This window comes from Janibacter sp. GS2 (genome assembly GCF_051200835.1).
Classification (GTDB): Bacteria; Actinomycetota; Actinomycetes; order Actinomycetales; family Dermatophilaceae; genus Janibacter.
In genome coordinates this window covers 632,707-658,694 of sequence record NZ_CP195161.1, presented here as the reverse complement: position 1 = coordinate 658,694, position 25,988 = coordinate 632,707, and the positions used below count along the sequence as shown (strand labels likewise).

At 72.2% G+C, this 25,988-nt stretch carries 25 protein-coding genes; 14 read left to right on the top strand and 11 right to left on the bottom strand.

Annotation, left to right across the window (positions count from 1 at the left end; genetic code table 11):
• Nucleotides 1-13: 13 nt before the first annotated feature.
• Entirely contained in the window at nt 14-1,519 is a 1,506-nt protein-coding gene (locus tag ACR9E9_RS03240) for a peptide MFS transporter (RefSeq protein ID WP_435201634.1), read from the bottom strand.
• Nucleotides 1,520-1,723: 204 nt separating this feature from the next.
• Between ACR9E9_RS03240 and ACR9E9_RS03235 the strand changes: the two genes are divergently transcribed.
• Both ACR9E9_RS03235 and ACR9E9_RS03230 read left to right on the top strand, forming a co-directional pair.
• Nucleotides 1,724-2,788, top strand: coding sequence for a phosphotransferase family protein (locus ACR9E9_RS03235; protein ID WP_435201632.1), 1,065 nt, complete (start codon nt 1,724-1,726; stop codon nt 2,786-2,788).
• A 31-nt stretch (nt 2,789-2,819) separates the two neighbouring features.
• On the top strand, nt 2,820-3,578 hold the full coding sequence (locus ACR9E9_RS03230; protein ID WP_435201630.1) for an SDR family oxidoreductase: 759 nt from the start codon (nt 2,820-2,822) through the stop codon (nt 3,576-3,578).
• A 129-nt stretch (nt 3,579-3,707) separates the two neighbouring features.
• Here ACR9E9_RS03230 and ACR9E9_RS03225 read toward each other — a convergent pair whose 3' ends face one another.
• Complete coding sequence (locus tag ACR9E9_RS03225) at nt 3,708-4,667, bottom strand: helix-turn-helix transcriptional regulator (protein WP_435201628.1); 960 nt, start codon at nt 4,665-4,667, stop codon at nt 3,708-3,710.
• Nucleotides 4,668-4,772: 105 nt separating this feature from the next.
• Here ACR9E9_RS03225 and ACR9E9_RS03220 point away from each other — a divergent pair, with 105 nt between their 5' ends.
• From ACR9E9_RS03220 to ACR9E9_RS03200, 5 genes are all read left to right on the top strand, one after another.
• On the top strand, nt 4,773-5,363 hold the full coding sequence (locus ACR9E9_RS03220) for a DUF664 domain-containing protein (protein ID WP_435201626.1): 591 nt from the start codon (nt 4,773-4,775) through the stop codon (nt 5,361-5,363).
• Between the two features lie 7 nt (nt 5,364-5,370).
• The gene (locus tag ACR9E9_RS03215; RefSeq protein ID WP_435201624.1) at nt 5,371-6,000 is read left to right on the top strand and encodes a VOC family protein; all 630 of its coding nucleotides are present in this window, start codon (nt 5,371-5,373) and stop codon (nt 5,998-6,000) included.
• A 58-nt stretch (nt 6,001-6,058) separates the two neighbouring features.
• Entirely contained in the window at nt 6,059-6,574 is a 516-nt protein-coding gene (locus tag ACR9E9_RS03210; RefSeq protein WP_435201622.1) for a MarR family winged helix-turn-helix transcriptional regulator, read from the top strand.
• Complete coding sequence (locus ACR9E9_RS03205; protein ID WP_435201620.1) at nt 6,571-8,208, top strand: MDR family MFS transporter; 1,638 nt, start codon at nt 6,571-6,573, stop codon at nt 8,206-8,208. Before ACR9E9_RS03210 ends, ACR9E9_RS03205 begins: the two co-directional genes overlap by 4 nt.
• A gap of 109 nt (nt 8,209-8,317) precedes the next feature.
• Nucleotides 8,318-9,340 carry a pirin family protein gene (locus ACR9E9_RS03200; RefSeq protein ID WP_435201618.1) on the top strand — a complete coding sequence of 341 codons (1,023 nt, stop codon included), beginning with the start codon at nt 8,318-8,320 and terminating at the stop codon, nt 9,338-9,340.
• A 17-nt stretch (nt 9,341-9,357) separates the two neighbouring features.
• On the opposite strand, the gene rsgA is transcribed toward ACR9E9_RS03200, so the two are convergent.
• The 3 genes from rsgA to ACR9E9_RS03185 all read right to left on the bottom strand — a co-directional run bounded on the left by rsgA (nt 9,358) and on the right by ACR9E9_RS03185 (nt 12,706).
• Entirely contained in the window at nt 9,358-10,446 is a 1,089-nt protein-coding gene (rsgA, locus tag ACR9E9_RS03195) for a ribosome small subunit-dependent GTPase A (RefSeq protein WP_435201616.1), read from the bottom strand.
• Nucleotides 10,447-10,579: 133 nt separating this feature from the next.
• Nucleotides 10,580-12,028, bottom strand: a complete 1,449-nt coding sequence (locus ACR9E9_RS03190) for a PepSY-associated TM helix domain-containing protein (protein ID WP_435201614.1) — start codon at nt 12,026-12,028, stop codon at nt 10,580-10,582.
• Nucleotides 12,029-12,226: 198 nt separating this feature from the next.
• The gene (locus ACR9E9_RS03185; RefSeq protein WP_435201612.1) at nt 12,227-12,706 is read right to left on the bottom strand and encodes an ATP-binding protein; all 480 of its coding nucleotides are present in this window, start codon (nt 12,704-12,706) and stop codon (nt 12,227-12,229) included.
• 110 nt (nt 12,707-12,816) lie between these two features.
• Between ACR9E9_RS03185 and ACR9E9_RS03180 the strand changes: the two genes are divergently transcribed.
• Nucleotides 12,817-13,698, top strand: a complete 882-nt coding sequence (locus tag ACR9E9_RS03180; protein ID WP_435201610.1) for a DUF5926 family protein — start codon at nt 12,817-12,819, stop codon at nt 13,696-13,698.
• Between the two features lie 2 nt (nt 13,699-13,700).
• Nucleotides 13,701-14,402, top strand: a complete 702-nt coding sequence (locus tag ACR9E9_RS03175; protein ID WP_435201609.1) for a glycosyltransferase family 2 protein — start codon at nt 13,701-13,703, stop codon at nt 14,400-14,402.
• A gap of 54 nt (nt 14,403-14,456) precedes the next feature.
• On the opposite strand, the gene ACR9E9_RS03170 is transcribed toward ACR9E9_RS03175, so the two are convergent.
• Nucleotides 14,457-15,266 carry a DUF427 domain-containing protein gene (locus tag ACR9E9_RS03170; protein ID WP_435201607.1) on the bottom strand — a complete coding sequence of 270 codons (810 nt, stop codon included), beginning with the start codon at nt 15,264-15,266 and terminating at the stop codon, nt 14,457-14,459.
• A gap of 60 nt (nt 15,267-15,326) precedes the next feature.
• Between ACR9E9_RS03170 and ACR9E9_RS03165 the strand changes: the two genes are divergently transcribed.
• The 3 genes from ACR9E9_RS03165 to pheA all read left to right on the top strand — a co-directional run bounded on the left by ACR9E9_RS03165 (nt 15,327) and on the right by pheA (nt 17,427).
• On the top strand, nt 15,327-15,989 hold the full coding sequence (locus ACR9E9_RS03165) for a M23 family metallopeptidase (RefSeq protein ID WP_435201606.1): 663 nt from the start codon (nt 15,327-15,329) through the stop codon (nt 15,987-15,989).
• A 63-nt stretch (nt 15,990-16,052) separates the two neighbouring features.
• The gene (locus ACR9E9_RS03160) at nt 16,053-16,460 is read left to right on the top strand and encodes a DUF4446 family protein (protein WP_435201604.1); all 408 of its coding nucleotides are present in this window, start codon (nt 16,053-16,055) and stop codon (nt 16,458-16,460) included.
• Nucleotides 16,461-16,491: 31 nt separating this feature from the next.
• Nucleotides 16,492-17,427, top strand: coding sequence for a prephenate dehydratase (gene pheA / locus ACR9E9_RS03155; RefSeq protein ID WP_435201602.1), 936 nt, complete (start codon nt 16,492-16,494; stop codon nt 17,425-17,427).
• A gap of 103 nt (nt 17,428-17,530) precedes the next feature.
• Here pheA and ACR9E9_RS03150 read toward each other — a convergent pair whose 3' ends face one another.
• The 5 genes from ACR9E9_RS03150 to ACR9E9_RS03130 are packed head-to-tail and all read right to left on the bottom strand — an operon-like array spanning nt 17,531 to nt 23,948.
• On the bottom strand, nt 17,531-18,490 hold the full coding sequence (locus tag ACR9E9_RS03150) for an alpha/beta hydrolase (RefSeq protein ID WP_435201601.1): 960 nt from the start codon (nt 18,488-18,490) through the stop codon (nt 17,531-17,533).
• Nucleotides 18,490-19,518: a 1-acyl-sn-glycerol-3-phosphate acyltransferase gene (locus ACR9E9_RS03145; protein ID WP_435201599.1), complete on the bottom strand. Its 1,029-nt coding sequence runs from the start codon at nt 19,516-19,518 to the stop codon at nt 18,490-18,492. Before ACR9E9_RS03145 ends, ACR9E9_RS03150 begins: the two co-directional genes overlap by 1 nt.
• Nucleotides 19,515-20,336, bottom strand: coding sequence for a patatin-like phospholipase family protein (locus ACR9E9_RS03140; protein WP_435201598.1), 822 nt, complete (start codon nt 20,334-20,336; stop codon nt 19,515-19,517). Before ACR9E9_RS03140 ends, ACR9E9_RS03145 begins: the two co-directional genes overlap by 4 nt.
• Before the next feature lie 10 nt (nt 20,337-20,346).
• A complete protein-coding gene (locus ACR9E9_RS03135) occupies nt 20,347-21,363 on the bottom strand; it encodes a transglutaminase family protein (protein ID WP_435201597.1) in 1,017 nt (338 codons plus the stop codon).
• Complete coding sequence (locus ACR9E9_RS03130; RefSeq protein WP_435201595.1) at nt 21,360-23,948, bottom strand: circularly permuted type 2 ATP-grasp protein; 2,589 nt, start codon at nt 23,946-23,948, stop codon at nt 21,360-21,362. The genes ACR9E9_RS03135 and ACR9E9_RS03130 overlap by 4 nt, the downstream gene beginning before the upstream one ends.
• Before the next feature lie 86 nt (nt 23,949-24,034).
• On the opposite strand from ACR9E9_RS03130, the gene ACR9E9_RS03125 reads away from it, so the two are divergent.
• Nucleotides 24,035-24,628 (top strand): ArsR/SmtB family transcription factor, encoded by a 594-nt coding sequence (locus tag ACR9E9_RS03125; protein ID WP_435201594.1) that lies wholly within the window; start codon nt 24,035-24,037, stop codon nt 24,626-24,628.
• The gene (locus ACR9E9_RS03120) at nt 24,621-25,919 is read left to right on the top strand and encodes an MFS transporter (protein WP_435201592.1); all 1,299 of its coding nucleotides are present in this window, start codon (nt 24,621-24,623) and stop codon (nt 25,917-25,919) included. The genes ACR9E9_RS03125 and ACR9E9_RS03120 overlap by 8 nt, the downstream gene beginning before the upstream one ends.
• Nucleotides 25,920-25,988: the final 69 nt, after the last annotated feature.

Sequence of the window (25,988 nt, the reverse complement as noted above, 5' to 3'; positions counted from 1 at the left end):
TCAGGACCGCAGGTCAGGTCGTGACGGCCTCGTGGTCCGGCTCCGCGTCGCGCATCCGGGCGTGGACCCACGGCGAGATCGCGGCGAGGGCGAGGCCGACGACGACCGCCATCAGACCGAGGGTGAGGAAGAAGGTGCCGTCCGGCAGGCCCTCCATCGCGCGGATGATCTGGGCGGCCAGGGACTGGCCCGTCGCCGGGGCGAGGAACCACAGGGCCATCGCCTGGCTCGCGAAGGCCTTGGGCGCGAGGGTCGTCGTCGCCGACAGGCCGACCGGGGAGAGGCACAGCTCACCGAGGGTCTGGATGACGAAGACCCCGACGAGGACGTAGACCGGGGAGGTCGCGCCGGGGAAGGCCGCCGCCGCGGCCGAGAGGACGACGAAGGACAGGCCGGCGAGGGTGACGCCGAGGGCGAACTTCATCGGGGTGCTCGGGAAGCGCCCGGCCCGACGGACCCAGAGCAGCCCGAAGAGGGGCGCGAGGACCATGATCGTCACCGGGTTGACCGACTGGAACCACTCCGGCGAGAAGTCGAAGCCGAGCGAGTCGAGGTCGGTCCGGTTGGCGGCGTAGGCGGCCATCTTGGACGCGGCCTGCTCGAAGATCATCCAGAAGAAGACCGCTCCGATCCACAGCGGGAGGTAGGCGCGCAGGTGGTTGCGCTCGGTCGGTGTGACGTCCGAGCTGCGGAACATCACGACGAAGTACGACACGGACGCGAGGACCGAGAGGATGGCGACGGCGTCGATGACCGCGTCGAACCAGGTGCCGCGCCAGGCCCGGGAGATCAGGACCGTCGCGGCGGTGAGGGCGATGAGACCACCGGCGAGAAGGGGGACCCGCGTCCTGTCCCGGGCGCTCAGCGGGTGCGGGACCTGCGCGGAGCGCGGGTCGAGGGAGCGCCGGCCGACCACGTAGGCGATGAGGGCGAAGAACATGCCGACGGCGGCCGCGGCGAAGCCGGCGTGGTACCCCCACTGACCGCGGAGGAAGGCCACGACGAAGGGGGAGAAGAAGGCGCCGACGTTGATCGACATGTAGAAGATCGTGAAGCCGGAGTCACGGCGCGGGTCGCGTTCGAGATAGAGGTGACCGACCATCGTCGAGACATTCGGCTTGAGCAGACCGGTCCCCAGCGCGACGAGGGCGATACCGAGCCACGACGTCGTCGCCGTCGGGACGGCGAGGCTGAGGTGGCCGGCCATGATGACCACGCCACCGAGGAAGACCGAGCGCTGGGCACCGATGACCCGGTCGGCCAGCCAGCCGCCGATGACCGACAGGAGGTAGACCGCGGCACCGTAGGTGACGACGACCGCCTCACCGAGCGACTGGTCGAGCCCGAGGCCACCCTTCGCCGTGGTGTCGACGATGTAGTAGAGCAGGATGGCGCGCATCCCGTAGTAGGAGAAGCGCTCCCACAGCTCGATGTTGAACAGGGTCGCGAGACCGCGGGGATGCCCGAGGAAGGTGCGCTCGCTGCTCTGCTGCTGTGCCGGCGGTGTCACGGCGGTCATGGGACTCCTTCGGCCCGGGCGCTGGTGGGCTCGGGCATCGCGGACCCGGAGTCACGGTCGGTGGGTCCGGGCAAAACGCGGTCCACCCTACGCGCCGCCTCCGGCGCCACCCCTCACACCTGAATCCGCCTGCGAGTCAGCGCGGTAGCGTCTGGGCATGGACTTCGTCTCCGATCGATCGAGCCACCGCGTCGGGAGCACCCGGTGAGCGCCGGAGCGGTGCGGGCCGAGGACGCCTTCGACGTCGCGGGGGTGGCCGCCTGGCTGCGCGAGCAGGTCCCACCGGACGTGGCCGCTGACCTCGACGGCGACCCCGCGGTGCGACAGTTCTCCGGCGGAGCCTCCAACCTCACCTACGAGCTGCGCTGGCCGGCCCGGGCACTCGTCCTGCGTCGCCCACCCCACGGGGCTCTCGGCGGCAGCGCGCACAACATGCGACGAGAGCACGACCTCCAGGCGGCGATCGCTCCCGTCTTCGACCACGTGCCGCACATGGTCGCGCTGTGCACCGACGAGTCCGTGCTCGGCACCGACTTCTACGTCATGGAGCGACTCGAGGGAGTGGTCCTCGGCACGGACGTCCCCGCCGAGGTGGAGCTCGGGCCGCAGACGGCCCGGGCGCTCTGCGAGACGGCGTGGGACACCCTCATCGAGCTGCACGAGATCGACGTCGCGTCCGCCCCCGGGCTGGCGACGCTCGACAAGGGGGCGGGCTTCGTCCACCGACAGGTCGAGGGGTGGAGCACGCGGTTCCGCGCGGCCCGCACCCCGGACGTGCCGGACTTCGAGCCGGTCATGGCCTGGCTCGCCGAGCACGAGCCGGCAGACCGCCCGCACACCCTGATCCACAACGACTTCCGGCTGGACAACCTCGTCCTCGACGCCGACGACCCGACCCGGCTCGTCGGCGTCCTCGACTGGGAGCTGGCCACCGTGGGCGACCCGCTCATCGACCTCGGTGGCGCCCTGGCCTACTGGGTCCAGGCGGATGACGACGAGACGATGCGCGCCCTTCGCCTGCAGCCGACGCACCTGCCGGGCATGATGACACGCGCCGAGATCGTCGAGCGCTACTGCGCCGCACGGCAGCTCACGGTGAGCGAGGCCGAGTGGGCCTTCTACGAGATCTTCGGACTCTTCCGCCTGGCCGGCATCGCGCAGCAGATCTACCACCGCTTCCACCACGGCAGGACGACCAACCCCCGCTTCGCGGCCTTCGGTCCGATGGTCACCTACCTCGAGGCCCGCTGCCGGGCGCTCATCAGCTGACACCCCCTTCGTCCCCGTCCCAGGAGCCCCCATGACCTTCACCACCCTCATCACCGGCGCCAGCTCCGGACTCGGCGCCGAGATGGCCCGGCAGTTCGCCGCGCTCGGCCACGACCTCGCGCTCACCGCGCGGCGCACCGACCGCCTCGAGGCGCTCAGGACTGAGATCCTCGCGGCCCACCCCGGGCGTCGGATCGAGACCTATGCCCTCGACGTCACCGAGGACGAGGCCGTCGCCGCGGTCTTCGGGCAGGCGAAGGGCGACCTGGGTCACCTCGACCGCGTCATCGTCAACGCCGGCCTGGGCAAGGGCGCGCCGTACGGCAAGGGCAGCCACTACGCCAACCGCGAGACCCTCGAGACCAATGTCCTCGGCGCCGCCGCCCAGGTCGAGGCCGCGATGGCGGTCTTCCGCGAACAGCGCGCGGGTCACCTCGTCCTCGTCGCCTCGATCACCGCGCTGCGCGGCATGCCGAAGTCGATGACGACCTACGGCGCGAGCAAGGCCTTCCTCGCCTCCCTCGGTGAGGGCATCCGCAGCGAGATGATCGGCAAGCCCGACCTCGACATCGACGTCACCGTGCTCTACCCGGGGTACATCCGCTCGGAGATGAACGAGAAGGTCGAGCAGAAGACGAAGTTCATGGTCGACACCGAGGTCGGGGTGCGCTCGATGGTCGGGGCGGTCGAAGGACGCAAGGCCAAGGCCTATGTCCCCGCCAGGCCGTGGGTCGCCGTCGGTGCCGCGATGAGGGTCCTCCCCCTCTCGGTGGTCCGCAAGCTCCTCTGACGCCTCTGCCCCGCACACGAACTACTGCAGGCAGCATTTCGTATCGTCCGCAGCATCTCGAGGTACTGCAGGCGATACGAGCTACTGCCTGCAGTAGTTCGTATCGGGGGCGGGACGAAGGGGGAGGAGTCAGGGGGCCCGAAGGGCGGACAGCCGGTCGGTGAAGTCATCGATCGCCCCGCGCAGCTCCGGTGGGTCGATGACCTCGAGGCGAGCGCCGACGTCGAAGGCCGCCATCGTCAGGTGCCGGGCGAGCATGCCGAGGTCGTCCGCCGAGCTGGTCACCTCGGTGACCCCGGGCGACACCTCCCGCGACGTGCCGTACTGCTCCGGGATGCGCCGACGGACCGCCTCGACGTCGGCGGTCAACCGCACCCGCACCCGGTGCGCGTCCCCCGTGCGACGGATCGCCTGCTGCACGTGCTCGACCGGGTCCGGCGCCACGCGCGGGGTGAAGCGGAAGGTCGAGGCCCGCACCCCCGCCATCCGGTCGAGGCGGAAGGTGCGCCAGTCCTCCCTTCGCAGGTCCCACCCGAGGAGGTACCACCGCCGACCGGTTGCGACGAGCCGGTAGGGCTCGACATCGCGCTCGACCTGGTCGCCGACGCGCGAGGTGTAGCCGAAGCGCGCGCGGACCCGGTCGCGGATCGCGTGGGCGAGGACGACGAGCACCCCGGTGTCGACCTCGTCGGTGAGGCCGGGTAGCACCGCCGTGGCCTCGGCGAGCGCGACCACCTCCCCCCGCAGGCGTGGTGGCATCACCTGGTCGAGCTTGGCCAGGGCACGCACCGCCGGCTCGCCGATCGCGCTGATGCCCTGCGCCCCGACCCGCAGCGCCACCGTCACGGCCACGACCTCGTCCTCCTCGAGGAGCAGCGGAGGCATCCGGCCACCGGTGCCGAGGCGGTATCCCCCACCGACCCCGGGAGTCGCCTCGATCGGGTACCCGAGCTCGCGCAGCCGTTCGACGTCGCGGCGCAGGGTGCGGGTGGTCACCCCGAGCAGCCCGGTCAGCTCGGGCCCGGTCCACACGGAGCGGGTCTCGAAGAGCCCCAGCAGTCGCAGCACGCGCTCGGTCGTCTCGGCCATGTCCCCATCCTCCCTTCGATCGGTGACGAAAAGTGTCCGCAATTGCTCGGAGAGTGGTGGGCAGGCGGAGGACACCCGCCACACCCGGACCAAGGAGCACCTGCCATGTACGTCCCGACCAGCCACGACGAGATCACCGGATACGCCGAGTACGTCGACCAGCAGCTGGAGGCCCTGCGCGCCAGCGCCTTCGGACTCACCGAGGAGCAGGCGCGCCTGACGCCGACCCGCTCCGCGCTGTCGATCGGCGGGATCCTCAAGCACACGAGCTATGTCATCGCCTCGCCCGAGGAGAAGGAGGGACGCGTCGAGGAGGGGGGCGGGATCTCCGAGGACGCCTACGCGCTGTTCATGGACACCTTCGCCCTGCGGCCGGACGAGACGCTGGCCGGCACGCTCGAGGTCTTCGACCGCCGCCGGGCGGCCGTGGTCGCGTGGATCCGCTCGGTCGACCCGGACGCCGACCAGACCGTGCCGCCGGCCCCCTGGTACGGCCTGATGAACTCCTCGCAGGCGAAGATGCGCTACTCCTTCGTCCACTTCGTCGAGGAGCTGGCCCGCCACGCCGGCCACGCCGACATCATCCGTGAGCAGATCGACGGCGCCACGACCCTGGAGCTCGTGCTCGCCGACACGGGTCGGCCGGCCACCCCCTTCGCCCAGCCGTGGCGGGCCAGCGAGTCGCTCCCGTCATGATGGGTGCGTGAGGATCACCGGACTCGTCATCGCCTGCCCCGACCCCGCCGCCGCGCGCTCAGCCTGGCGGCGGCTCGGCGTGAGCGGGGTGGACGTCGAGGTCACCGCGGGCGAAGGGGGCCTGCTCGCCGTCGTGCTCGGCGTCGAGGACGTCGCCACCACCGAGCGGCTGCTGCGGCGCCGTGGCCTCGGCGGTCACGCCGGCGGCATCGACATCGCCGGCCTGCAGTGGCGACTGGCCCCCGCCGGCGGGGGCGACGGGGGCGGCGGCGTCACCCTCGACCACCTCGTCGTGCGCACGGGCGACGCCGAGCGGGCCGTCGCGAACTACGGCGGTCGGCTGGGCCTGGACCTGCGACTCGACCGTCGCCTCGAGGAGCACGGCTTCCGCGGGCTCTTCTTCCGCTGCGGCGACGCGGTGGTGGAGGTCGCGGCCCCGACGAAGGGGGTGGACGGCCCGGACTCCTTCGGCGGCCTCGCCTGGCGCGCGGCCGACCTCGACGCCACCCGCGAGCGCCTCGTGGCCGACGGGGTCGAGGTCTCCGGGATCCGCAGTGGCCGCAAGCCCGGCACCCGGGTGGCCACCGTGCGCGACCCCCACCTGGGCACCCCCACCCTGCTCGTCGGCCACACCTGAGGCCCGGCCGACCCCCGACAATTTGAATGGTTGCTGCATGCACCTATATAGTTGCAGGGTGCACGCAACCACCTCGACCGCGGGACTGCACCTGCAGGAGACGCTGGGACGGGTCTTCGGCCAGTTCGCCCGGCTCATCGCCCGCCGCCAGGTCCTCGACCCGCAGGCGATGTCCCGCACCGACTACGCCGTGCTCGGCACGCTCGAGCACTGCCCCCACGAGGCCGGCGTGCGCATCTCGCAGCTCGCCGCTGCACATGGCCACGACGTCTCGACCATCAGCCGCCGGGTGACCCACCTCCAGGCCCACGGCCTGCTGGAACGGCTGCCCGACCCCAGCGACGGGCGCGCCAGCACGGTGCGCCTGACCGACCCGGGCCGAGCCGCGCTCGCGGGCGAGCGCGTCTCCCGCACCGGCCTGCTCCGCACGATCCTCGCGGACTGGCCCGAGGACGACATCGTCGCCCTCGACCGGCTCCTGACCCGGCTGAGCACCGACATGGCCGCCGACGCCGAGCCGGCCGACATCCCCCCTTCGTCACTCTCCCCCGCTCCCGAAAGGACCACTGCGTGAGCGCCGCCACACCCGCCGCCCCGTACACGATGAGCACCGAGCACAAGCGCGTCTTCATCGGCCTGATGCTCGGCATGCTCGTCGCGTCGATCAGCCAGACCATCGTCGGCCCCGCCCTGCCCCGGATCGTCTCCGAGCTCGGGGGCATGAGCCACTACAGCTGGGTCGCCACCGCCGCGATGCTCGTCTCCGCCGTCACCGTGCCGGTCGTCGGCAAGTTCTCCGACCTCTACGGGCGGCGCACCTTCTACCTCGGCGGCATCGTCGTCTTCATGGTCGGTACCGTCATCTGCGGCCTCTCCGGCACCTTCTGGATGCTCGTCGCCGGTCGCGCCGTGCAGGGCCTGGGGATGGGCACGCTCATGCCGCTGTCCCAGACGATCATCGGCGACATCATCCCGCCGCGGCAGCGCGGCAAGTACCAGGGCCTGATGGGCGCCGTCTTCGGCGTCACATCGGTCGCTGGTCCCCTCGCCGGTGGCGTCATCACCGACCACCTCGGCTGGCGCTGGCTCTTCTTCGTCTCCCTGCCGGTGGGCCTGCTGGCCCTCGTCTTCATCGCGAAGTTCCTGCACATCCCGCACGTCCCCCGCAGGGCACCGATCGACTACCCGGGGATCGCCACGCTCGTCCTCGGCCTGACCTCGCTCCTCCTCGCGGTCTCCTTCGGCGGCTCCAGCTGGGCCTGGCGCTCGAGCGAGTCCCTCGGCCTCTTCGCCCTCGCCGCCGTCTCGCTCGTCGCCTTCATCGCGATCGAGCGTCGCGCCGTCGAGCCCGTCCTGCCGCTGCGCCTCTTCGCCAACCGGACGGTCTCGCTCAGCCTCGTCGCCGCCTTCGGCATCGCGATCGTCATGTTCGGCGCCATCATCTACATCCCCGTCTACGCGCAGGGAGTCATCGGGGTGAACGCCACGAACTCGGGCCTGATCCTCATGCCGCTCATGCTCGGCTTCATCATCTGCGGCATCCTCACCGGTCTGCTCATCACGAAGACGGGCAGGTACCTGCCCTTCATGCTCACCGGCATCGCGATCATGGCCCTGGGCACCTTCTTGCTCACCCGCCTCGACCACACGGCGACGAGCACCCAGCTCACCCTGTCGATGACCGTCCTCGGCATCGGGTTGGGCATGGCGATGCAGCAGTTCACGCTCGTCGTGCAGAACGCGGTCGCGCAGTCCGACATGGGTGTCGCCACCTCGTCGACGCAGTTCTTCCGCAATGTCGGCTCGACCGTCGGGATCGCCATCTACGGGGCGGTCATGGCCAACGGGCTCACCGAGCGGATCGGCTCCCACCTGCCCGCCGGCGCCTCCGCCGGCAGGACCGAGGGGATGGACGCCGGCTCCGTCCTCGACCCGAGTGCGCTGTCCGGCCTGCCCCCGCAGGTCGTCGAGGCCGTGCGGTGGGGTCTGGCCCAGCAGCTGCACGACGCCTTCGCCCTCGGCCTGCCGATCCTGGCCGTCGTCTTCCTCGTGACGATGTTCATCCCGAACCTTCCGCTGCGCGAGTCCAACCACGACGAGAGCCCCGCTGCGGACCCCGAAGGCGAGGTGCTCGACGCCCCCGGCAGCCCGGAGGCCGTGGACAGCACCCCTGTCCGTGAGGGCCTCACGGCGACCCAGCGGCGCTGATCGACCCGGCGGCGCCCGTCCGCCCGACGCACGGGTAGCGGACCCTCGCGGAATGTTTGATTTTCAACTACTGTTGTCGGTGGTGACCGCAACCGAAGGAGCGCCCCCCATGCCTGCCGTGACCGTCGACAACATCCTCACCCTGCCCCGCGTGACCCAGCCGCTGCCCGAGGCGGTCTCCCGCCCCGTGCTCTCGGTGAGCACCGGACCCAAGGGCTTCGAGGGCGAAGGATTCCCCGTCCGCCGCGCCTTCGCCGGTGTCGACACGGCCCAGCTCGACCCCTTCATCCACATGGACCAGATGGGCGAGGTCGAGTACGCGGCGGGCGAGGCCCGCGGGACGAGCTGGCACCCGCACCGCGGCTTCGAGACCGTCACCTACATCATCGACGGCACCTTCGCCCATCAGGACACCCACGGCGGGGGCGGTCTCATCACCAACGGTGACACCCAGTGGATGACCGCCGGGTCGGGCCTGCTGCACATCGAGGCCCCACCGGAGGAGCTCGTCGTCAGCGGTGGGCTCTTCCACGGGCTGCAGCTGTGGGTCAACCTGCCGAGCCACCAGAAGATGAGTGACCCGAAGTACCAGGACCTCCGCTCCGAGGAGGTCGGCCTCCTCTCCAGCCATGACGGCGGGGCGCTCCTGCGGGTCATCGCCGGCGAGCTCGACGGGCACGCCGGCCCGGGGATCACGACGACCCCGATCTCGATGATCCACTCGACGATCGCCCCCGGGGCGCGGCTGCACATCCCCTGGCGCGAGGACTTCAACGGCTTGGCCTACGTGCTCTCCGGTCGCGGAGTGGTCGGGCCGGACCGGCGCCCGATCCGCGAGGGCCAGCTCGCCGTCTTCGGGGCAGGTGGTGCGCTGGAGATCGCGGCCGACGACAGCCAGGACTCCCGCAGCCCCTCGCTCGAGGTGGTCCTCCTCGGCGGTCGGCCGATCCGCGAACCGGTCGCAGCCTACGGACCCTTCGTCATGAACACCCGCGATGAGCTGGTCACCGCCTTCGAGGACTTCCAGGCCGGCCGCCTCGGGGTCATCCCCAAGACACCGAAGGTGCGTCCGGCACTGGAGATCGCCGAGGCGATGGCGCGGGGCGGGCGCCCGGGCCACGACGTCCTCTGACCGGGCTCCGGCGAGGCTCAGGCGAAGGGGTTCTCCCCGCGCTTGGCCCGGGCCTGCGCCTTGCCGGCCCTCCCCGTCGCGACCCAGCGCTTGCGCGCCGATGCCCGCGCCAGCGGATCGGTCCGTCGGGCGATCCACTCGGCCTCGCGCTGCAGCTTGCGCCAGCTGCTCCAGCGGCGCTCGTCGAGACTGCCGTCCGCGAGCGCGGCCTGAACGCCGCAGCCGGGCTCGCTGCCGTGGGCGCAGTCGGAGAACCTGCACCGCTCCATGACCTCCTCGACGTCCGGGAAGGTCAGCGCCAGGCCCTCGCCGTCCTCGTGCAGCCCGATCGACCGCAGACCCGGGGTGTCGATGAGGACCCCTCCACCCGGGAGCGGGATGAGCTCGCGCGCCGTCGTCGTGTGCCGGCCCTTGCCGTCCTGACGCGTGTCGGCGACGGCCTGCACCCGGTGCCCGGCGAGCACGTTGACCAACGTCGACTTGCCTGCGCCGGACTGACCGACAAGGGCGGTGGTCCCACCGGCGAGCGCGGTGGCGAGCTCATCGACGCCCTCGCCGACCTCCGCCGAGACGACGAGCACGTCGACGCCGGGCGCCGCGGCCTCGACCAGCGCACGCGTGGCCTCCGGGTCGTAGCCGAGGTCGGCCTTGGTCAGGACGAGCAGTGGCTGGGCTCCCGACTCCCACGCCACGACGAGGTAGCGCTCGATCGTCGAGAGGTTGACCGCGGTCTCGACGGGCACGGCGATGAGGACGTGCTCGAGGTTGGCCGCCATGACCTGGCCGTCGGACCGCCCTCCGGCAGCCCGACGCACGATGGCGCTGCTGCGCGGGAGGACCAGGCGCACGACGTCGCCGTCGGGTCGTCGCTCCAGGCCGACCCAGTCCCCGGTCGTGGGCTGCTCCTCCGGGTCGCTGCCGGCGGGCAGGCGCACCAGCGCCGGGAGCGCTCCTGCGGCGGTGTGCACGGTGACCCGGCCCCGGTCGACCCGCCCCACGCGACCCGGCACGAGGACGAAGGGGGTGGCACCGGCGGCCTCGCCGAAGGCCGTGGCCGCCGTCGCGTCCCAGCCGAGGCCGAGAAGATCAGTGGTGGGCTCGCTCATCACCACGACGGTGTCAGGCGCCCCCCTTCGGCGCCACTGAATATCCGGGGCTAGCGGGTCGTCCCCGACGCAGCCGCCACCGCAGCACGACGGGGCGTGGGAGGACGCCTCCGACGACGTCCGGCCGGGTGCCCTAGCTTCGGGCCACTCGGGCACGGCGATCGCGCAGCCCCAGCAGAGCGTCGCCGGCGAGGAACGCCACGAGGGAGACTCCCATCAGGGGGAGAAACCAGGCCAGGGCAGCGACAGTGGGGACCACCACGACGGCCACCGGCCACGGCATGTGGCGAAGGGTTCCGCGCGGATACGGCCGACCGACCGCGAGGCGTGACCCGCGCGTGGGTCGACGTTGCCACCACATGCGATAGCCCCACACGACAACGAACGCCAGGCCGATGCCGATGCCGGCGAGCAGCAGCTGGTTCGGCAGCCCGAACAGCGACCCCATGTGCGCGTCGATGCCCCAGCGGGCCATCTTCGCCATGAACGGGTGATCGGCGAAGCGGGTCTGGTCGACCACGGCCAGGGTCTCGGGGTCGACCGAGGTGGCATCGACCTGGGTCGGCCAGCTCCGGTCGATCTCGGTGACCGTCCACGCCTGACCGGGTTCGGTGGCCGCGAGGACCTCGATCTCACCGGCGTCGATGCCGGCCTGACGAGCGGCGTCCAGGACGTCGTCGTAGGTCGTCAGGTCGGCGCCGAGCCCGGTCGGCGAGCCGGAAGCGGTGTGCTCCTCGTGGCCGGTCGACGGGCCCGGATCGGTGTGGCCTTCGTGTCCAGGCGGGGCCTCGGCCGGCGTGGTGCTCAGCACGGGCGCGTCCCAGCCCAGCTGGGTGCGCGCCTCGGTGACGTTCGCGCCGGCGTAGGTGGACCATGTCAGTCCGGTGATCGACAGCCCGAGGAAGGCCGCCGCCAGCAGCAGCCCGACACTGCCGTGGACACTGCGCGAGCGCGCCCGCCCACGCAGTGAACGGTCCGGCAGGAACGCCCGGCGAAGTTGTCGCCGACCGCGCCGTAGGTGGGATGCCCACAGCACGACCCCTCCGAGCGCGAGGACCCACAGCCAGGACGCGGCCAGTTCGCTGTACAGGCGGCCGGCGTCGCCCAGATGCAGCGACCGGTGCAGCTGGTCGATCCAGCTGCGCACCGGCAGAGCTCCACTCGTGCCGTAGGTGGTCAGCTCGCCGCGCACCTGACCGGATCCGGGGTCGACGAAGACCGCGTGTGCCTCCGACTCGCCGAGCTCGCCGTCGTCGAACAGCACCCGGGTGGTGTCACCCGGCTCAGGTGCCGGCCGCACACCGAGCAGCTCGCTGCCCGGCTCGACGGCTCGCGCGGCCTCGATCTGCTCGGCGAGCGGCAGTGTCGTCGCCGTCGGCTCGACCTGCAGCTCACGCTCGTACAGCAGTGGCTCCAGCTGTGGCGACAACGCATACAGTGCCCCGCTCATCGCCGCCACCAGTACGAAGGGGCCGACGAACACGCCCACATAGAAGTGCAGTCTCAGCACGAGTGGCCGCCACCACGACCCGTGATCGGGCTGGTCGGGTGCGGCCTGTCGAACGGTTCCGGGTGCGGTCATCGAGATCGCTGCTTCCTGTGTGGCCCGACCGCACATGTGGGGAAGAAGGTGCGTCAACGGGGTGCCTCTCGAACCGTCTTTCGGAGCAGGGGCACCCCCCGGATGGCTGGGCCCCTCCGCCGACGTCCTGGGACAGGCTCCGTCGTCGCTCCGTCAGTCGGCCAGCGCCCCTGTCGCGGTGGAGCCCTGGACGGCCGGTCAGTGACCGACCCGGCGGCGGGAGGGCCCACCGAGGGCAGCCCAGACGGTGGTCTGCTTCTCGTCCCGCTGCACGCCCCACTCGTGGGCGATGCTACGCACGATGCGCAGCCCGCGACCCGAGGTGGCCCAGACCGCTCGTGCGGCGGGGACCGGCTCGGTCTCGGACCCGCCGTCGCTGACCTCGATCTCGACCGAGTTGCCGCGGGCCTTCCAGTGGATGCGTACCGTCCGGTCGCTGAGCGGCGTGGCGTGGCGCAGCGAGTTGGTCACCAGCTCGGTGACGACGAGCTCCGCCTCGCTGACCACCTGGTCGCTGATCCCGCGGGCCACGAGGTCCTGCGCGACCGCCGCACGGATCCGCGTCACGGTCTGCAACTCCCACCGGGCCCGGACGGTGCGGGCCTGACCGCGACCGATCTCGCCCCCGAAGCTGTCCACGGTCCCCGCGGACGCGGCGCTCGGCTCTTCCTGACCCATCCGGGCAACTCCCTTCGTCATCGTGCTCGACTCCCCTCGACGGCGTTCATTGTCCTCGCCCCGGCGATCCGACCCAACTCGCGCCCGGCCGACGCCCTACGCTGACGGCCATGGGTAAGGCTTCACGACGCAAGAAGGACACGCAGGGCAAGACCAAGGTCGCCCCCGCTCCTTACACCGCACGTCCCTTCGCGGGGCTGCCCGGCGAGCCCGACTGGGTGGCGGCCTACGAGATCCTGCCCGCGGCCACGGCGACCCTGCGGCTCAACCCCGACGCGGTCCCTGCCGGCTCTGCGGAGACGGTCACCCTCGCCACCGTCCTGCCGATGGCGTGGCCGGCCCTGCGCCGTGACGACGGCCGCATCCTCATCGCCAGCCAGGCCGGGTCCTCCGGCGGCGACCCCAGCCGCGACCTCGCCCAGGCGCTCCTCAGCGCGCTCGCCGCCGAGCCGGGTGCCCCCGTCACCCAGCTCCCCCGCACCACCGCCGAGACCCCTCGGCTGCAGGAGCTCATCGACACCGAGGCCGACTTCGAGGTGACCGTCCACGAGGGCTTCGACTTCTGGGTCGAGGGCCAGGAGGTCTCCGGGGAGGCCGCCGAGTCGCTGGAGCGGGCCAACGAGTCGGTCATCCCGACGGTGGCCATGGCCGAGACCCCCTTCACCTACTGGTGCCGGATCGGCGAGCGCACCTACATCCGCCACGTCCTGCCCGAGGACGAGGACAGCGCGACGACCGCCCTCGCCCGACTCCACGCGAAGGGCGACTCCCACCTCGACGGTGACCGTCGCCTCCTCGGAGCCTTCCGCGCCGGCGGCCTGCTCGTCCCCGTCTGGGAGGTGCCGGCGGACTCCGAGCCGGCCGACCACGAGGGCGCCGTCGCCGCCTTCGCGTCCCGCTACGCGAGCGCGCTGGCCGCCACCGAGGACCTCACCGCCGACGAGCGTCGCGCCCGCGCCGGCCTGCTCTCGCGACAAGTGACGTTGCGCTGACCGTGTCCGCCCCCGTGGCAGCAGTCGTCCCGGCCAAGGACGAGGAGGAGCTCGTCGGGGCCACCGTCCGCGCGCTGTCCACGCTGATCGACATCGATCTCGTCATCGTCGTCGACGACGGCTCGCAGGACGCGACCGGGGACGTCGCCGCCGCGCACGGGGCGATCGTCGTGCGGCACCAGATCGCCCGAGGCGCCTCGGCCGCGCTCGAGACCGGCGTGGCCCGCCTGGCCGAGGAGGAGCAGCGCAAGGGCACCGGTGAGCACGTGCTCCTCTTCGCCGACGCCGACCTCGGCGAGTCCGCGGCCAACCTCACCCCGCTGCTCGTCCCGGTCCTCCTCGGCGGCGCGGACCTCGCCCTGGGCGTCACCCCGCACACGGACTCCTCGCTCGGGTCGGGTCGCATCGTGCGTCTGGCCCGTGGGCAGATCGAGGCGATGACCGGCCGGCGGATCGAGCAACCCCTGGGTGGCCCGCGCTGCCTGACCCGGCAGACCTACGCCGAGGCCCTGCCCCTGGCGCCCGGCTGGGGCGTCGAGGCGGCGATGCTCGTCGACGTCCTGCGTGCCGGCCGTCGGGTCGCCGAGGTCACGCTCGACCTGACCCACCGCCGATCGCGCACCGACCTCGCGGGGCGACTGCACCGCGCCGGGCAGCTGCGGGACGTCTCGAGGGCCCTCCTGGCCCGGCGCTTCCTCTCGTGAGCCCCTCCGGCTGACTGGAGCCTGATCGACACGCCGGTCCGTGCCCGAGCACGCTCAGGAGCGCGGGGGCATGCCCGTCTCGACCGGTTCGCCGCTGACCCGGACCTCGAGGCCATCACCGTCGAAGGCGAGGTGGTCGCGGATGAGCCCCACTCCGTCACAGGGCTGCGGGTAGTACCACGCACCGTCCGGCACCCCAGCGACGTGGAGGTAGGAGGCCTGCCCCTTGTACGGGCAGTAGCTGTGCGTCGCCGAGACCTCGAGCAGCTCGGCGGGCACGTCCTCGCGGGGGACGTAGAAGCGGTTCGGCAGGTGACCCTCGGAGAGCACCAGGGCCCTGCGGGTCTGCGCGATCACCTCGCCGTGCGCACTGACGGTGACCGGCCTCGAGGTGCGACGGACGTCGATCCGCGTGTAGGGGTCGCGCGGGTGGCCGCCGGTCTCCTCGTCCTCGTCGAACCAGGCATCCATCGCGTCCCAGTAGAAGGCGACGTAGCCCTCGAGCCAGGCGGCCTCGGGTCGAGGGTCGGGGTAGCCCCAGGCAGCATTCGCTGCCGTGCGGCCACCCGCCGTCACGTCCCAGTACGAGGCGTCCCCCTTGAACGGGCAGTGCGTCGAGTGCTCGGTCGGCGTCAGCCTCGCGAGGACGTCCTCACGAGGCACGTAGAGCACCACCATCAGGTTGCTCTCGTGCAGCAGCATCGCTCGCACGGAATCCACCACCGGCTCGCCGCCGAGGAAGGCGCGGATGCGACGGGGGAAGGGGTCGAAGAACAGCCGGTGCGCAGGCCCGTGGAGCTCGTAGTTCACGGTGGCCGGTGCGGTGCTGGACAGCGGACGATTCGGACCAAGCGTCAGGGACATGTTGCCATTGTCCCCCCTGTGGCCGGCCAGTGCTGCGGCGCCGTGTGTCAGGCTGGCAGGGTGCTCCCGGTCGAGTTGGCCCTGCCCTTCCACGGTCGCTGGGTGACCCAGAACAGCCCGGCGAACCGCGTGCCGAGCCACGGGACGGACCTGTTCGGCTCGTCCCACGCCATCGACTTCGTCCGGGTGGATGCGCGAGGGCTGTCCGGCGCGCGCACCTGGCGCACCCTCGTCGCGACCGAGCCCCCGGGGACCTTCCTCGGGATCGTCGCCCCGACCGCGGGTGTCGTCCACGCGGTGCACGACGGCGAGGAGGACCACGAGGCCCGTCGCTCCCAGCTGCTGCTCATCGGGTACGCGCTGACGCAGGCACGTCGGGCTCGCCACGGCAGCGCCGGCCTCGCCGGGAACCATGTCGTCATCGCCCTCGCGGAGGGTGGCCCCTACGTGCTCCTCGCGCATCTCCGTCGCGGCTCTGTCGCCGTCACCCCCGGACAACGGGTGGAGGTCGGGAGCGTCGTCGGAGCGTGCGGCAACTCGGGCAACAGCACCGAGCCGCATGTCCACGTGCAGGTCAGTGACTCGATCGCGTGGGACCGGGCCCGCGGCCTACCGATGACCTTTCGTCGCCCCGGCACGCAGGAGACGTTCGTGCCACGCAACGGCGAGATCGTCGCCGGCGCTCGCCCGGATGAGCGAGGTTCACCCCGACCCACCGCCTAGGGTGACGGCCATGGAAGAACGGGCCCGCCGCGAGCGGGGGACGCGGGCGGCTGTGATGCCCGCATGAGCGCCCTCGAGATCATCCTGTCCGTCGCGCTCCTCGTCCTGCTCCTCACCGTGGTCGGGCTGGCCCTGCGGGTGCGCGTGCTCACCCGGCGAGTGCTCGTCCTCGAGGAGCGTTCCCCGGTCGGGGAGGGTGACCTGGCCGACCTGCGGCACGACATCCGTCAGGCGCTGCGCCACGTCGCCGTGGTGCGCTACGACGCCTTCGGTGACATGGGCGGCCGGCTCTCGTTCTCCGCCGCGGTCATCGACGACGCCGGTGACGGTCTCGTCATGAGCAGCATCCACGGCCGCGGGGAGTCCCGCACCTACGCCAAGGGCGTCGTCGGCGGCCACGCCGACACCACCCTCACCCCCGAGGAGCGTCAAGCGCTCGCTGCGGCCCGCACCGGGTCGGCGGACGCCTGACCTCCCTTCGTCCCGTCCCCTGGAGGAGACCATGACCAGCTACGCCTACCTCGGCCCCGAGGGCACCTTCACCCATGAGGCGCTCACGCGGTGGGTGCCCGCTGCGGGGCAGGACTACGTGCCGCACGGGTCGGTCGACTCCGCCCTGGACGCGCTGCGGTCCGGTGAGGTGGACGCCGCGGTCGTCCCGATCGAGAACTCCGTCGAAGGGGGTGTCTCCGCCACGCTCGACGCCCTCGCCTCCGGTGACCCGCTCATCGTCGTCGGCGAGGTGCTCGTGCCGATCACCTTCGTCGCCGCCGGCCGGGCGGGGACGACCCTTTCGGACCTGCGCGCCATCGGCACGCACAGCCATGCGTGGGCACAGGTGCGTGGGTGGGCCGATCACGTGGCCCCGCAGGCGATCTACGTGCCGACGCTCTCGACGGCATCCGCGGCCAAGGATCTCGCCGAGCACCCCGACGACCTCGGTTACGACGCCGCGGTCTGCGCTCCGGTGGCCGCCGAGCACTTCGGTCTCGAGGTCCTCGCCCACGACATCGGGGACATGGCCAATGCGGTGACGCGCTTCGTCGTGGTGTCGCGGCCGGAGGTCCAGCCCGCGCCGACCGGGCGGGACAAGACGACCGTCGTGCTGTTCCAGCGCAACGATCGCGCCGGTGGCCTGCTCGAGCTGCTGGAGCAGTTCTCCGTGCGCGGGATCAACATGACCCGCCTGGAGTCCCGCCCGACGAAGGAGTCGATGGGCGCGTACTGCTTCTCGATCGACCTCGAGGGGCACGTGCAGGACGAGCGGGTCGGGGCGGCGCTGATGAGCCTGCACCGCATCTGTGCCGATGTGCGCTTCCTCGGGTCCTATCCCGCAGCCTCCGGCGCCGAGGTGAGCATCGACCCGATCGCCACCGACCGCGCCTTCGTCGCGGCACGGGACTGGCTGGAGCGGCTGCGGCGCCTCGGCGACCAGTGACACGCGGTGTGGCCGGCCACCTCTGGTGTGGTCAGCCGCTGCTCGTGGGGTGGCCGACCATACGAAGGGTGGCCGGCCACACCGTGTAAGGGGGCCGGGCGGGCTACGCCAGGACGCCCTCGCACCAGTCGAGGAGGCGGGCGAGGAGAGCCGCGGACTCGGGGAGGCGGGGGTCCGAGAGGTAGGAGTGCCACAGCCCCTCCGCCAAAGCGAGGTCCGCCGCTCCGCCGGCGGCCCGCCACGCGGTGTGGATCCGCGCGGTGTCCGAGAGGAAGAGGTCACGCGTCCCGGTCGAGAAGAAGGCCGGTGGCAGCTCCTCCCCCGACCAGTCGGCGTGCACCGGCGAGACGAACGGGTCACGCAGGTCGGCGCCACCGGCGTACGCCCGGGCGAAGCGTTCCTGCTGACCGCGCCACGTCAGGTAGGCGTCGCGGCCCTCGTTGACGCGGTAGGACTCCCCTTCGCCCGCCAGGTCGCCGAAGGGGGTCAGCGCCACCAGGCCCAGCGGCAGCGGGATGTCCTCACCCGCCGCCCGACGGGCACGGAGGCGTTGCAGCACACCCAGCGCGAGGTTGGCGCCCGCGGAGACGCCCCCGAGCAGCACCCGGTGCCCGCGCTCTTGGGTCCCGGCGAGGTAGGCGTCGACGCAGGCATCGAGGGCGGCGGGGAAGCGCGCCTCCGGGGCGAGCGGGTACTCCACCGAGACCACCGGCCGCGACAGACCGGCAGCCAGCCGCAGTCCCGTCCCGTCGCGGGCCGAGCCCCAGCAGAAGCCGCCCCCGTGGATCCACAGCACCCACGCGCCCTCGACCGCGCCGGGAGTGCTCCCGCCCGGACCCGCCCCGGGCACCGTCATGACGACGTGGCCGCGCGCGTCCTCGGCGACCGAGACCCCGAGCGCCACACGATCGGCCTCGAAGCCGGCGAGTCGCTGCGTCGCCCCCTTCGTGCGCAACCACGCGGTGAGGCGCGGGGTGAGCGGCCAGCGGTGCACCCGGTTGTCCGCCTCGGCCGCCGCCGCCACTGCGCCAGCGCTGACCGTGGGCGGAAAGGGGTGACGCATCACGCGTGCTCGCGGCGGCTGACGTGCGTGGCGACCCAGTCGTTGACCTCGTCCCACTGCCGGTCCAGCCACTCCGCGACCTCGTCGGGGTCCGTCGGGACGTCCTCGCTGCGGTGGGTGACACCGCGGATGAGCAACCGGTTGCGGAAGGGCACCGCCTTGATCACGGCCATGGGCCCGGCGAGCATGTCGAGGCCGGTGTGGGCGATGACCATGACGTCCGCGTCCGGGGCGTGCTCGCGGATGGCGGCAACTCCCCGTGAGCGTGGCTCGAGAACCCACGGACGGGCTCCGGCCCGCGCGGCCCGCACGCTCTCCCCGCGGCTGGTCAGCCGCTCGAGCTGGTCCTCCCGCCGCTCCGGGGTCCAGTTGCGCCCCTCGGGGAAGATCAGCATCGCGTCCTTGCCCGAGAGGGTCGACGCCAGCTCGGCGACGCCCTTGGTCCGGTCGTCCCCGGCGCCGGACAGGGACGGGACGAAGTAGGAGTCCAGCCGCTGCAGGACCATCGCGATGCCCGGGTCCCACAGCATGACGTCGGCCAGGACGATCCGGGGGATGCGGCCCGCGGTGGCGGCAAGCAGCCACGGGATCGCCAACGAGTCGGCCGGTCCGGCGTGGCGTGAGATGACGACGAGGGGGTGCCCGGGGCGTCCCGCGGTGATCTCACCCTCGATCTCGATCCTGAACCCGATGATCCGCCTGGCCGTGAACATCACGTTGTCCAGGGCCTGCCGGATCAGCGCGAGGTGGTCCGCGTCCCAGGTCGGGCTCGTCCCCCGCGGTGAGCGCAGCCGCAGGTACCAGCACTCGACGACGAGGCCGATGTCCTCCCACATGACGTAGACCGCGAGGAAGAGGCACCGCAGCACCACCAGACGCCGGTCCCAGGGCCACAGCAGGAGGGCGAAGGGGACGAGGACGAGGAAGAGCAGGGAGAAGAAGACTCCCACGAGCGGCAGGACCGCTTGCATGACCAGACGCATCCAGTACGGCGGCGCGGGGAGCGAAGGGAGCGATGTGAGCCTCACGCGGTCAGGTCCTCGAGGTAGCCGCTCGCCGCATCGAAGGCCCGCTGCATGCGGTCATCGACCTTGCCCACCGACCCCTGGCCGAGCGCAGCGGTCGGCGTGCGTTCCATCCCGCTCGGCAGGACGTGCAGTCGCACCGAGTCCGGCACCTCGGCGATCTCCTCGACGAAGCGGTGCCGCCGCGCGATCTCGAAGGCGACGAGCCCGACCTCGAGCGGGTTGCGCGGGGACAGCAGCGGCTGCTCGACCCGCCCGACCTGGAGCACGTGGATGTCGGTGGCCCCGAGCGCGATGGCTCGTCCGACCGGGATCGAGTGCACCAGACCGCCGTCGTAGTAGTGCGCGCCGTCGACCTCGACCGGCGCGAAGAGGCCCGGTACGGCACAGCTCGCCGCGACGGCCGGCGCGATCGGGCCGGAGGTGAACCACCGTGACGCGGACGACTCGATCTCCGCCGCGACGCACTGGAAGGGCACCGGCAGGTCCTCGATGTGACTCACGCCCAGGTGGCGCTCGACGAGACCGGGGATCAGCTCCCGGCGCAGGACGTGGGTGCGGTACCTGACGAAGCGGGCCGCCTGCCGCACGGGGTTCTCGCTCATCTCCCCCGAGCGGACGACGTCGCGCCACAGGTCCTCGAGGCGGGAGACCCCCTTCGCCGTCGGGTCGGCCGCGACGAAGGCGCCGTTGACGGCGCCGATGCTCGTCCCGACGACGAGGTCGGGGGTGATGTCCGCGGCCAAGAGCGCCTGGAGCATCCCGACCTGCGTGGCTCCGAGCACGCCCCCTCCACCGAGGACGAAGGCGGTCGTGGACATATCCATCAGATTACTGCGCGACGGGGCCGCCCGCCGCACGCCCCTCCCGCGGATCCCCCTCACCGAGACGGATCACGTCGACCCCGACCTCGAGCGTGGAGCTCCCGCCGTCGGAGAAGACCACTCCCTTGATCGGGGAGACGTCGCGGAAGTCCCGCCCCCAGCCGGTCGTGACGTAGCGCGAGTCCGCGAAGTGGTTGTTCGTGGGATCGAGGTCGATCCAGTCCCCGTCGGGGCTCATCGCGGCGGCCCACGCGTGGGAGGCGTCCGAGCCCTCGAGCTTGGTCTGGCCCGGGGCCGGCCGGGTCTCGATGTAGCCCGAGACGTAGCGGCCGGGGATGCCGACGGCCCGCAGGCACCCGACGGCGAGGTGGGCGAAGTCCTGGCAGACACCCCGGCGGCCCTCCAGCAGCTCGGGCAGGGTCGTCTTCACGCTCGTCGTGCCCTTCGCGTAGGTGAAGTCGCGGTAGATGTGGGCGTAGAGGGCCGCGAGCGCGGAGCCGAGGGGCCGGTCGGGCGGGAGGATCCCCGCCGAGTAGGCGATGACCTCCGGTTCGATGTCGACGAGGGAGGAGGGCAGGAGGTACTGCGCCGCCTCCACCCGGTCGATCCCCTCGCCGGCACCGACCGCCTCGGCGGCCTCGGCCACCGTCCAGGCGTCCAGGCGCTGCAGGTCCGGGGCCGGCCACTCGACCTCGAGGACGCTGCGCTTGTGCACCTCGAGCACCGTGTGCGGTGTGCGCACCTCGTAGAAGCTCGAGTGGTTGCCGAAGTGGTCGACGTGCTCGGTGAGGATGTGCGGCTGCGGCGAGACCTCGACGTCGTGCTCGATGACCCGCTGCTGCTCGGTCTCCCTCGGGCGCAGCAGGGCCCGTCCGAAGGAGTCGGTGACGTACTCCTCGTAGGTGTAGGTCGTGCGGTGACGCACCTCGTACCGACGAGGGGTGTGGTGCTCCGGGTGGATGACCGGTCCGGAACCGGTCGAGACCGGCTCCGGGGCGGTGGGCCGCTCTGGGGTGGTGCTCACCAGGCCCCCTCGCCGTTCCACTGGGTCCACTGCACCTGGCGGCCGGTCGCCTTGCGACGGAAGTAGGTCTCCTCGATCTCCCGGTGCGATGCACGCAGGTCGGCCCCGAGCCCGGTGACCTCACGAGCGAGCAGGAGTCGGCCGTCGTCGAAGAGCGCGTCGAGGTCGAGACCGTCGATGCGCTCGGCCAGCGCGCGTGCCCCGGTCAGCGCGCTCTCGTCGCCGATGAGCTCGAGGTCCTCGACGAGCCGCTGGACCTGGAAGGCCACCGATCGCGGGTTGGACCGGTCGCGCAGGAGCAGGTCCACCGCGGCCTGCAGCGGTGACATCCCCCCGATCCCCGCGGTGAGGCGGCGGCGGTAGGTGATGACCGACTCGGCGGCGACGAGGGCGGCCTCGGTCGTCGCGCCCTCGACCACGGGTGCGCGCTCGACGGCGAGGACCGAGCCGACCAGCCGGATCGTCTGCTGGGCGCGCTCGAGGCGCTTGCCGGCATCGGCGAAGGCCCAGGCCGGGTCGCGGACCAGCGACTCGACCCCGATCCCGGCGAGGGCGAGCAGGCCCTCGATGGTCTCCATGAGCAGTTCCTGCAGGTCGTCGTCGGGGGCGGCGTGCCGCAGGGTGCGCTCGAGTCGGGACATCACGAGCCAGGTGTCGACGGAGAGGGTCTCGCGCACCGCCTGGGCCGCGACGACCGCACGGTGGGCGCTGTCGGCGACCGAGCCGGTGATCCGCGGCTCGAGGGTCAGCTCCCGCAGGTGCGGCAGCGGGTCCTCGCGCCGCGCGGCCGCCTCGTCCCCGACGAAGCCCGGACGGATCGCCATGACCTCGGTGACGGCCGAGAGGATCGCGAGCATCGCCGCGTGCCCGGTGGTCCCGGACCGGGCCGCGTGGTCGTCGACGAGGTTGTCCGCGACGCGCAGCAGGCGCGCCGCGGACTCGGCCCGCTCGGCGTAGCGGCCCATCCAGTACAGGTCCGAGGCGACCCGCGGCGCCGGTGCCGCGTACCCGCCGCCGGAGGCCCCGCCGAAGGGGCTCGCGAGGGTGAGGACCTCCCCTTCGCCCTGCTCGGTGTGGTCCGCGCGGACCCACACGTCCTTGCTCATCGCGCCGATGAGGCTGGAGATCGCCCCGGAGTCGGCGCTGACGGCGACCCGGCCGAGACCACCGGGCATCACCGCGTAGTCGTCCTCGTCGGCGACGGCGAAGGTGCGCAGCACGACGTGCCGCGGCTCCAGCCCGCCGGCCGTGACCACCGGTGCCGTGGACATCGTCAGCGGGTCCTGCGCGGTCCAGCGCCAGGGCTCTGCCTGGATGCGGACCGCGAGGTCGTCGCGCTCCCGGGCGCTGAGCTCCCACCCGAAGACCGATGTCGCCGAGCCGCGGGAGGTCGGCTTGACGACCATGCTCGAGAGGTGGTTGACGATGTGGCTCAGGTGCGTCGGGTCACCACCCCACCAGGTCGTCGTCGACGGGAGGATGAGGTCCTCCCCCAGGACGTGCCGGCACACCTGCGGCAGGTAGGGGATGAGCGCGGGGTTCTCCAGCACCCCGGAGGAGATCGGGTTGACGACCGAGACGTGGCCGAGGCGCGCGGCCTCGACGATGCCCGGCAACCCGAGGCGCGAGTCGCCGCGCAGGTCGAGCTGGTCGATGGCGTCGCCGTCGATCCGGCGCATGATGACGTCGACCGGGGAGAGCCCGCTCGTCGTGCGCATCCAGATCCGGCCGTCGCGACTGACGAGGTCCTCGGACTCGACGACGGGGACACCGAGCACGGTCGACTGGAGTGCCTCGTCGTAGGCGGTCTCGCTCAGCGCACCGGGGGTGAGGATGACGATGCGCGGCACGTCATCGGTCGGGGGCGCAGCGGCGGCGAGCGCCTTGTGCATCTGGAAGAAGAAGCCACGCAGTCGGGCGAGGTCGACCTCGCGGTGGAGGTCGGGCAGGACGCGGGCGATGATCCGGCGGTTGGCCATCGCGTACCCGGCCCCGCTCGGGGCCTGCGTGCGGTCGGCGAAGACCCGCCAGGAGCCGGTGCGGTCGCGGGCGAGGTCCATCGCCGGCATGACGAGCTGGCGGGGTCCGGGGACGCGGATGCCGTCCGCCTGCGGGAGCCATCCGTCGTGGCCGTAGACCGCTGCGCCGGGGAGGATCCCGTCACGCACGAGGCGCTGCTCGCCGGTGAGGTCGGTGAGGATCGCATCGAGGAGCGACGCCCGCTGGCGCACCCCCTGCTCCAGGGCGGCCCACTCCTGGGGCCCCACGGTCAGCGGGATCGGGTCGAGCTCCCAGGTGCGCGGCTCGGTCGGGACGGCTCGTCCCCCGGCGACGTCGCTGTCATCGGGCGCGACACCTGCCCCATAGGTGATGCCCTCGTCGTCGACGAAGCGGCGGGTGGCGGCGCGGGCGGCGAGCATCGCCGGGAGCCCGGTCGCCCCGATGGCCTCGGCCAGCGGCTCCGCGGCCTCGCGGACGCCGTCGAGGGTGACGATCTCGTCGATGCCCTCACTGCTGGTGACGTTCTCCCGGTACTCGTCGAGGGGAGTGGGGAGGGCGTCGGGGCCGACGGCCGGAGCGGACATGCCACGACACTAACCCGCCCCCGGTCGGGGGACGCTTTTCGCAAACATCTCTTTGCAAACATCTCTTTGCGGTCTACGCTGGTCCCATGGAACCCGTCGTCCCCGATGTCACGCAGCTCAAGGCCCTCGCCCACCCGGTGCGCATGCGCATCCTCGGTCTGCTGCGCACGCTCGGCCCGGCCACCGCCAGCCAGATCGCCCGACGTCTCGCTCTCAACTCCGGAGCCACGAGCTACCACCTGCGTCGGTTGGCCGAGCACGGCTTCATCGAGGAGGCTCCCGAGCTGGGCAACAAGCGCGAGCGGTGGTGGCGCTCCGTCAGCCAGGTGACCTCGGTCCCCGAGCGGGCCTTCGCCGATGACGAAGGGCGCGACGCCACCGACGCCTTCCACCAGATGGTCGTCGGTCAGCACTCCCGGCGCAGCCAGGCGGCAGCCGAGCGCCGTGGCGGCGAGAGCCCGCAGTGGCGCGCCGTCACCTCGATGAGCGACGCGGCGCTGGCGGTCACCGCCGCCGAGGCGAAGGCGATCCAGGAGCGCTTCGAGGCGCTCATCTGGGAGGTCCTGGCCGAGCACGGGCGCCCACCCGGCGAGATCGCCGCGGACGAGCGTCGGTTCAACGTCGTGGTCTCGACCTTCGTCGACCCGGACGAGCCGAGCTGGGAGGCCGGCCATGAGTGAGTCGGCCCACGCCCCTGTTGCGCTGCCTCCTCTTGCGGCTCGGCGGGTCTTCCTCACCCTCACGGCGACGCGGTGGCTGCCGATCGGCTTCATCGTCGGGATCATCGTCCTGTGGATGCTCGAGCGCGGCCTGACCCTCGCCCAGGCACTGAGCGCCTCCGCGGTCACCGGCCTGGTCGTCCTCGCCCTCGAGCTCCCGACCTCGGGCTTCGCCGACGCCCTGGGGCGTCGCCCGGTGCTCATCGTCGCGGCGGTGGCCAATGTCACCGCCATGCTCGCCCTGCTGCTCGCCCAGTCCTTCGCCGCCTTCGTCGTCGTCTCCGTCCTCACCGGTGTCTTCCGCGCGCTGGACTCCGGTCCGCTGGAGGCCTGGTACGTCGACACCGTCCACGCCTCGGCCCCCGGGGCCGACGTCGACCAGGACCTCTCGCGCTCCACCTCCATCCTCGGGTTGGCGATCGCCGGCGGGTCGGTCGTCTCCGGCGGCCTCGTGGCATGGCACCCGGTGGGCTCGCAGTCGGCGCTCTGGCTGCCGGTCCTCGTCTGCCTCGTCTTCTCGGTGCTGCACCTCCTCGCGGTGGTCGCCCTGCTCCGGGAACCCGTCGCACACCTCAGCGCGAGCGGCTGGTCGCGGGCCCTCTCCTCGGCGAAGGAGACCCCGGCGGTCATCGGCTCCGGCCTGGCCCTGGTGCGGGACAACCCGGTGCTGCGCGGCCTCGTGCTGCTCGAGTGCTTCTGGGCCACCGCGATGATCGGCATGGAAAACCTCACGCCGGTCCGGATGGCCGAGCTGGTCGGCGGCGAGGAGCGGGCCGGCGTCATCATGGGGCCCCTGGCGGCCGGCGCGTGGGCCGTCTTCGCCGTCGGGGCCAGGATGTCGGGGTGGATGTCCTCCCGCTGGGGCGTGGCCCGAGCGGCCATCATCGGGCGGGTCACGCACAGCCTGCTCAGCGTGGGGCTGGCGCTCGCCATGGGCCCGGTCGGGCTGGTCGTGGCGCACCTGCTCGCCTACACGGCCCACGGGATGCAGGGCCCCGCCTACCAGGCCCTGCTGCACCGCGAGGCCACGGCGGGCAACCGGGCGACCGTGCTGTCGATGGCCTCGATGTGCGCCTTCGGTGTGTCCTCCCTCATGCTGCCCCTGGCGGGCCTGCTCGCCGAGGCCAGCTCGACCCGCGTGGCGATGGCCGTCGGCGGCGCCATCGGCCTCGGCGGCGTCTGGTGCCTGCTGCCCGCCCTTCGCGCCGAGCGGTCCCGCGCACCGAGCCCTGCGCCGGCCCCGATCCCCTGAGACGAACTACTGCAGGCAGCAGTACGTATGGTCCGCCGTAGCTCGAGATGCGGCTGACGACACGAAGTA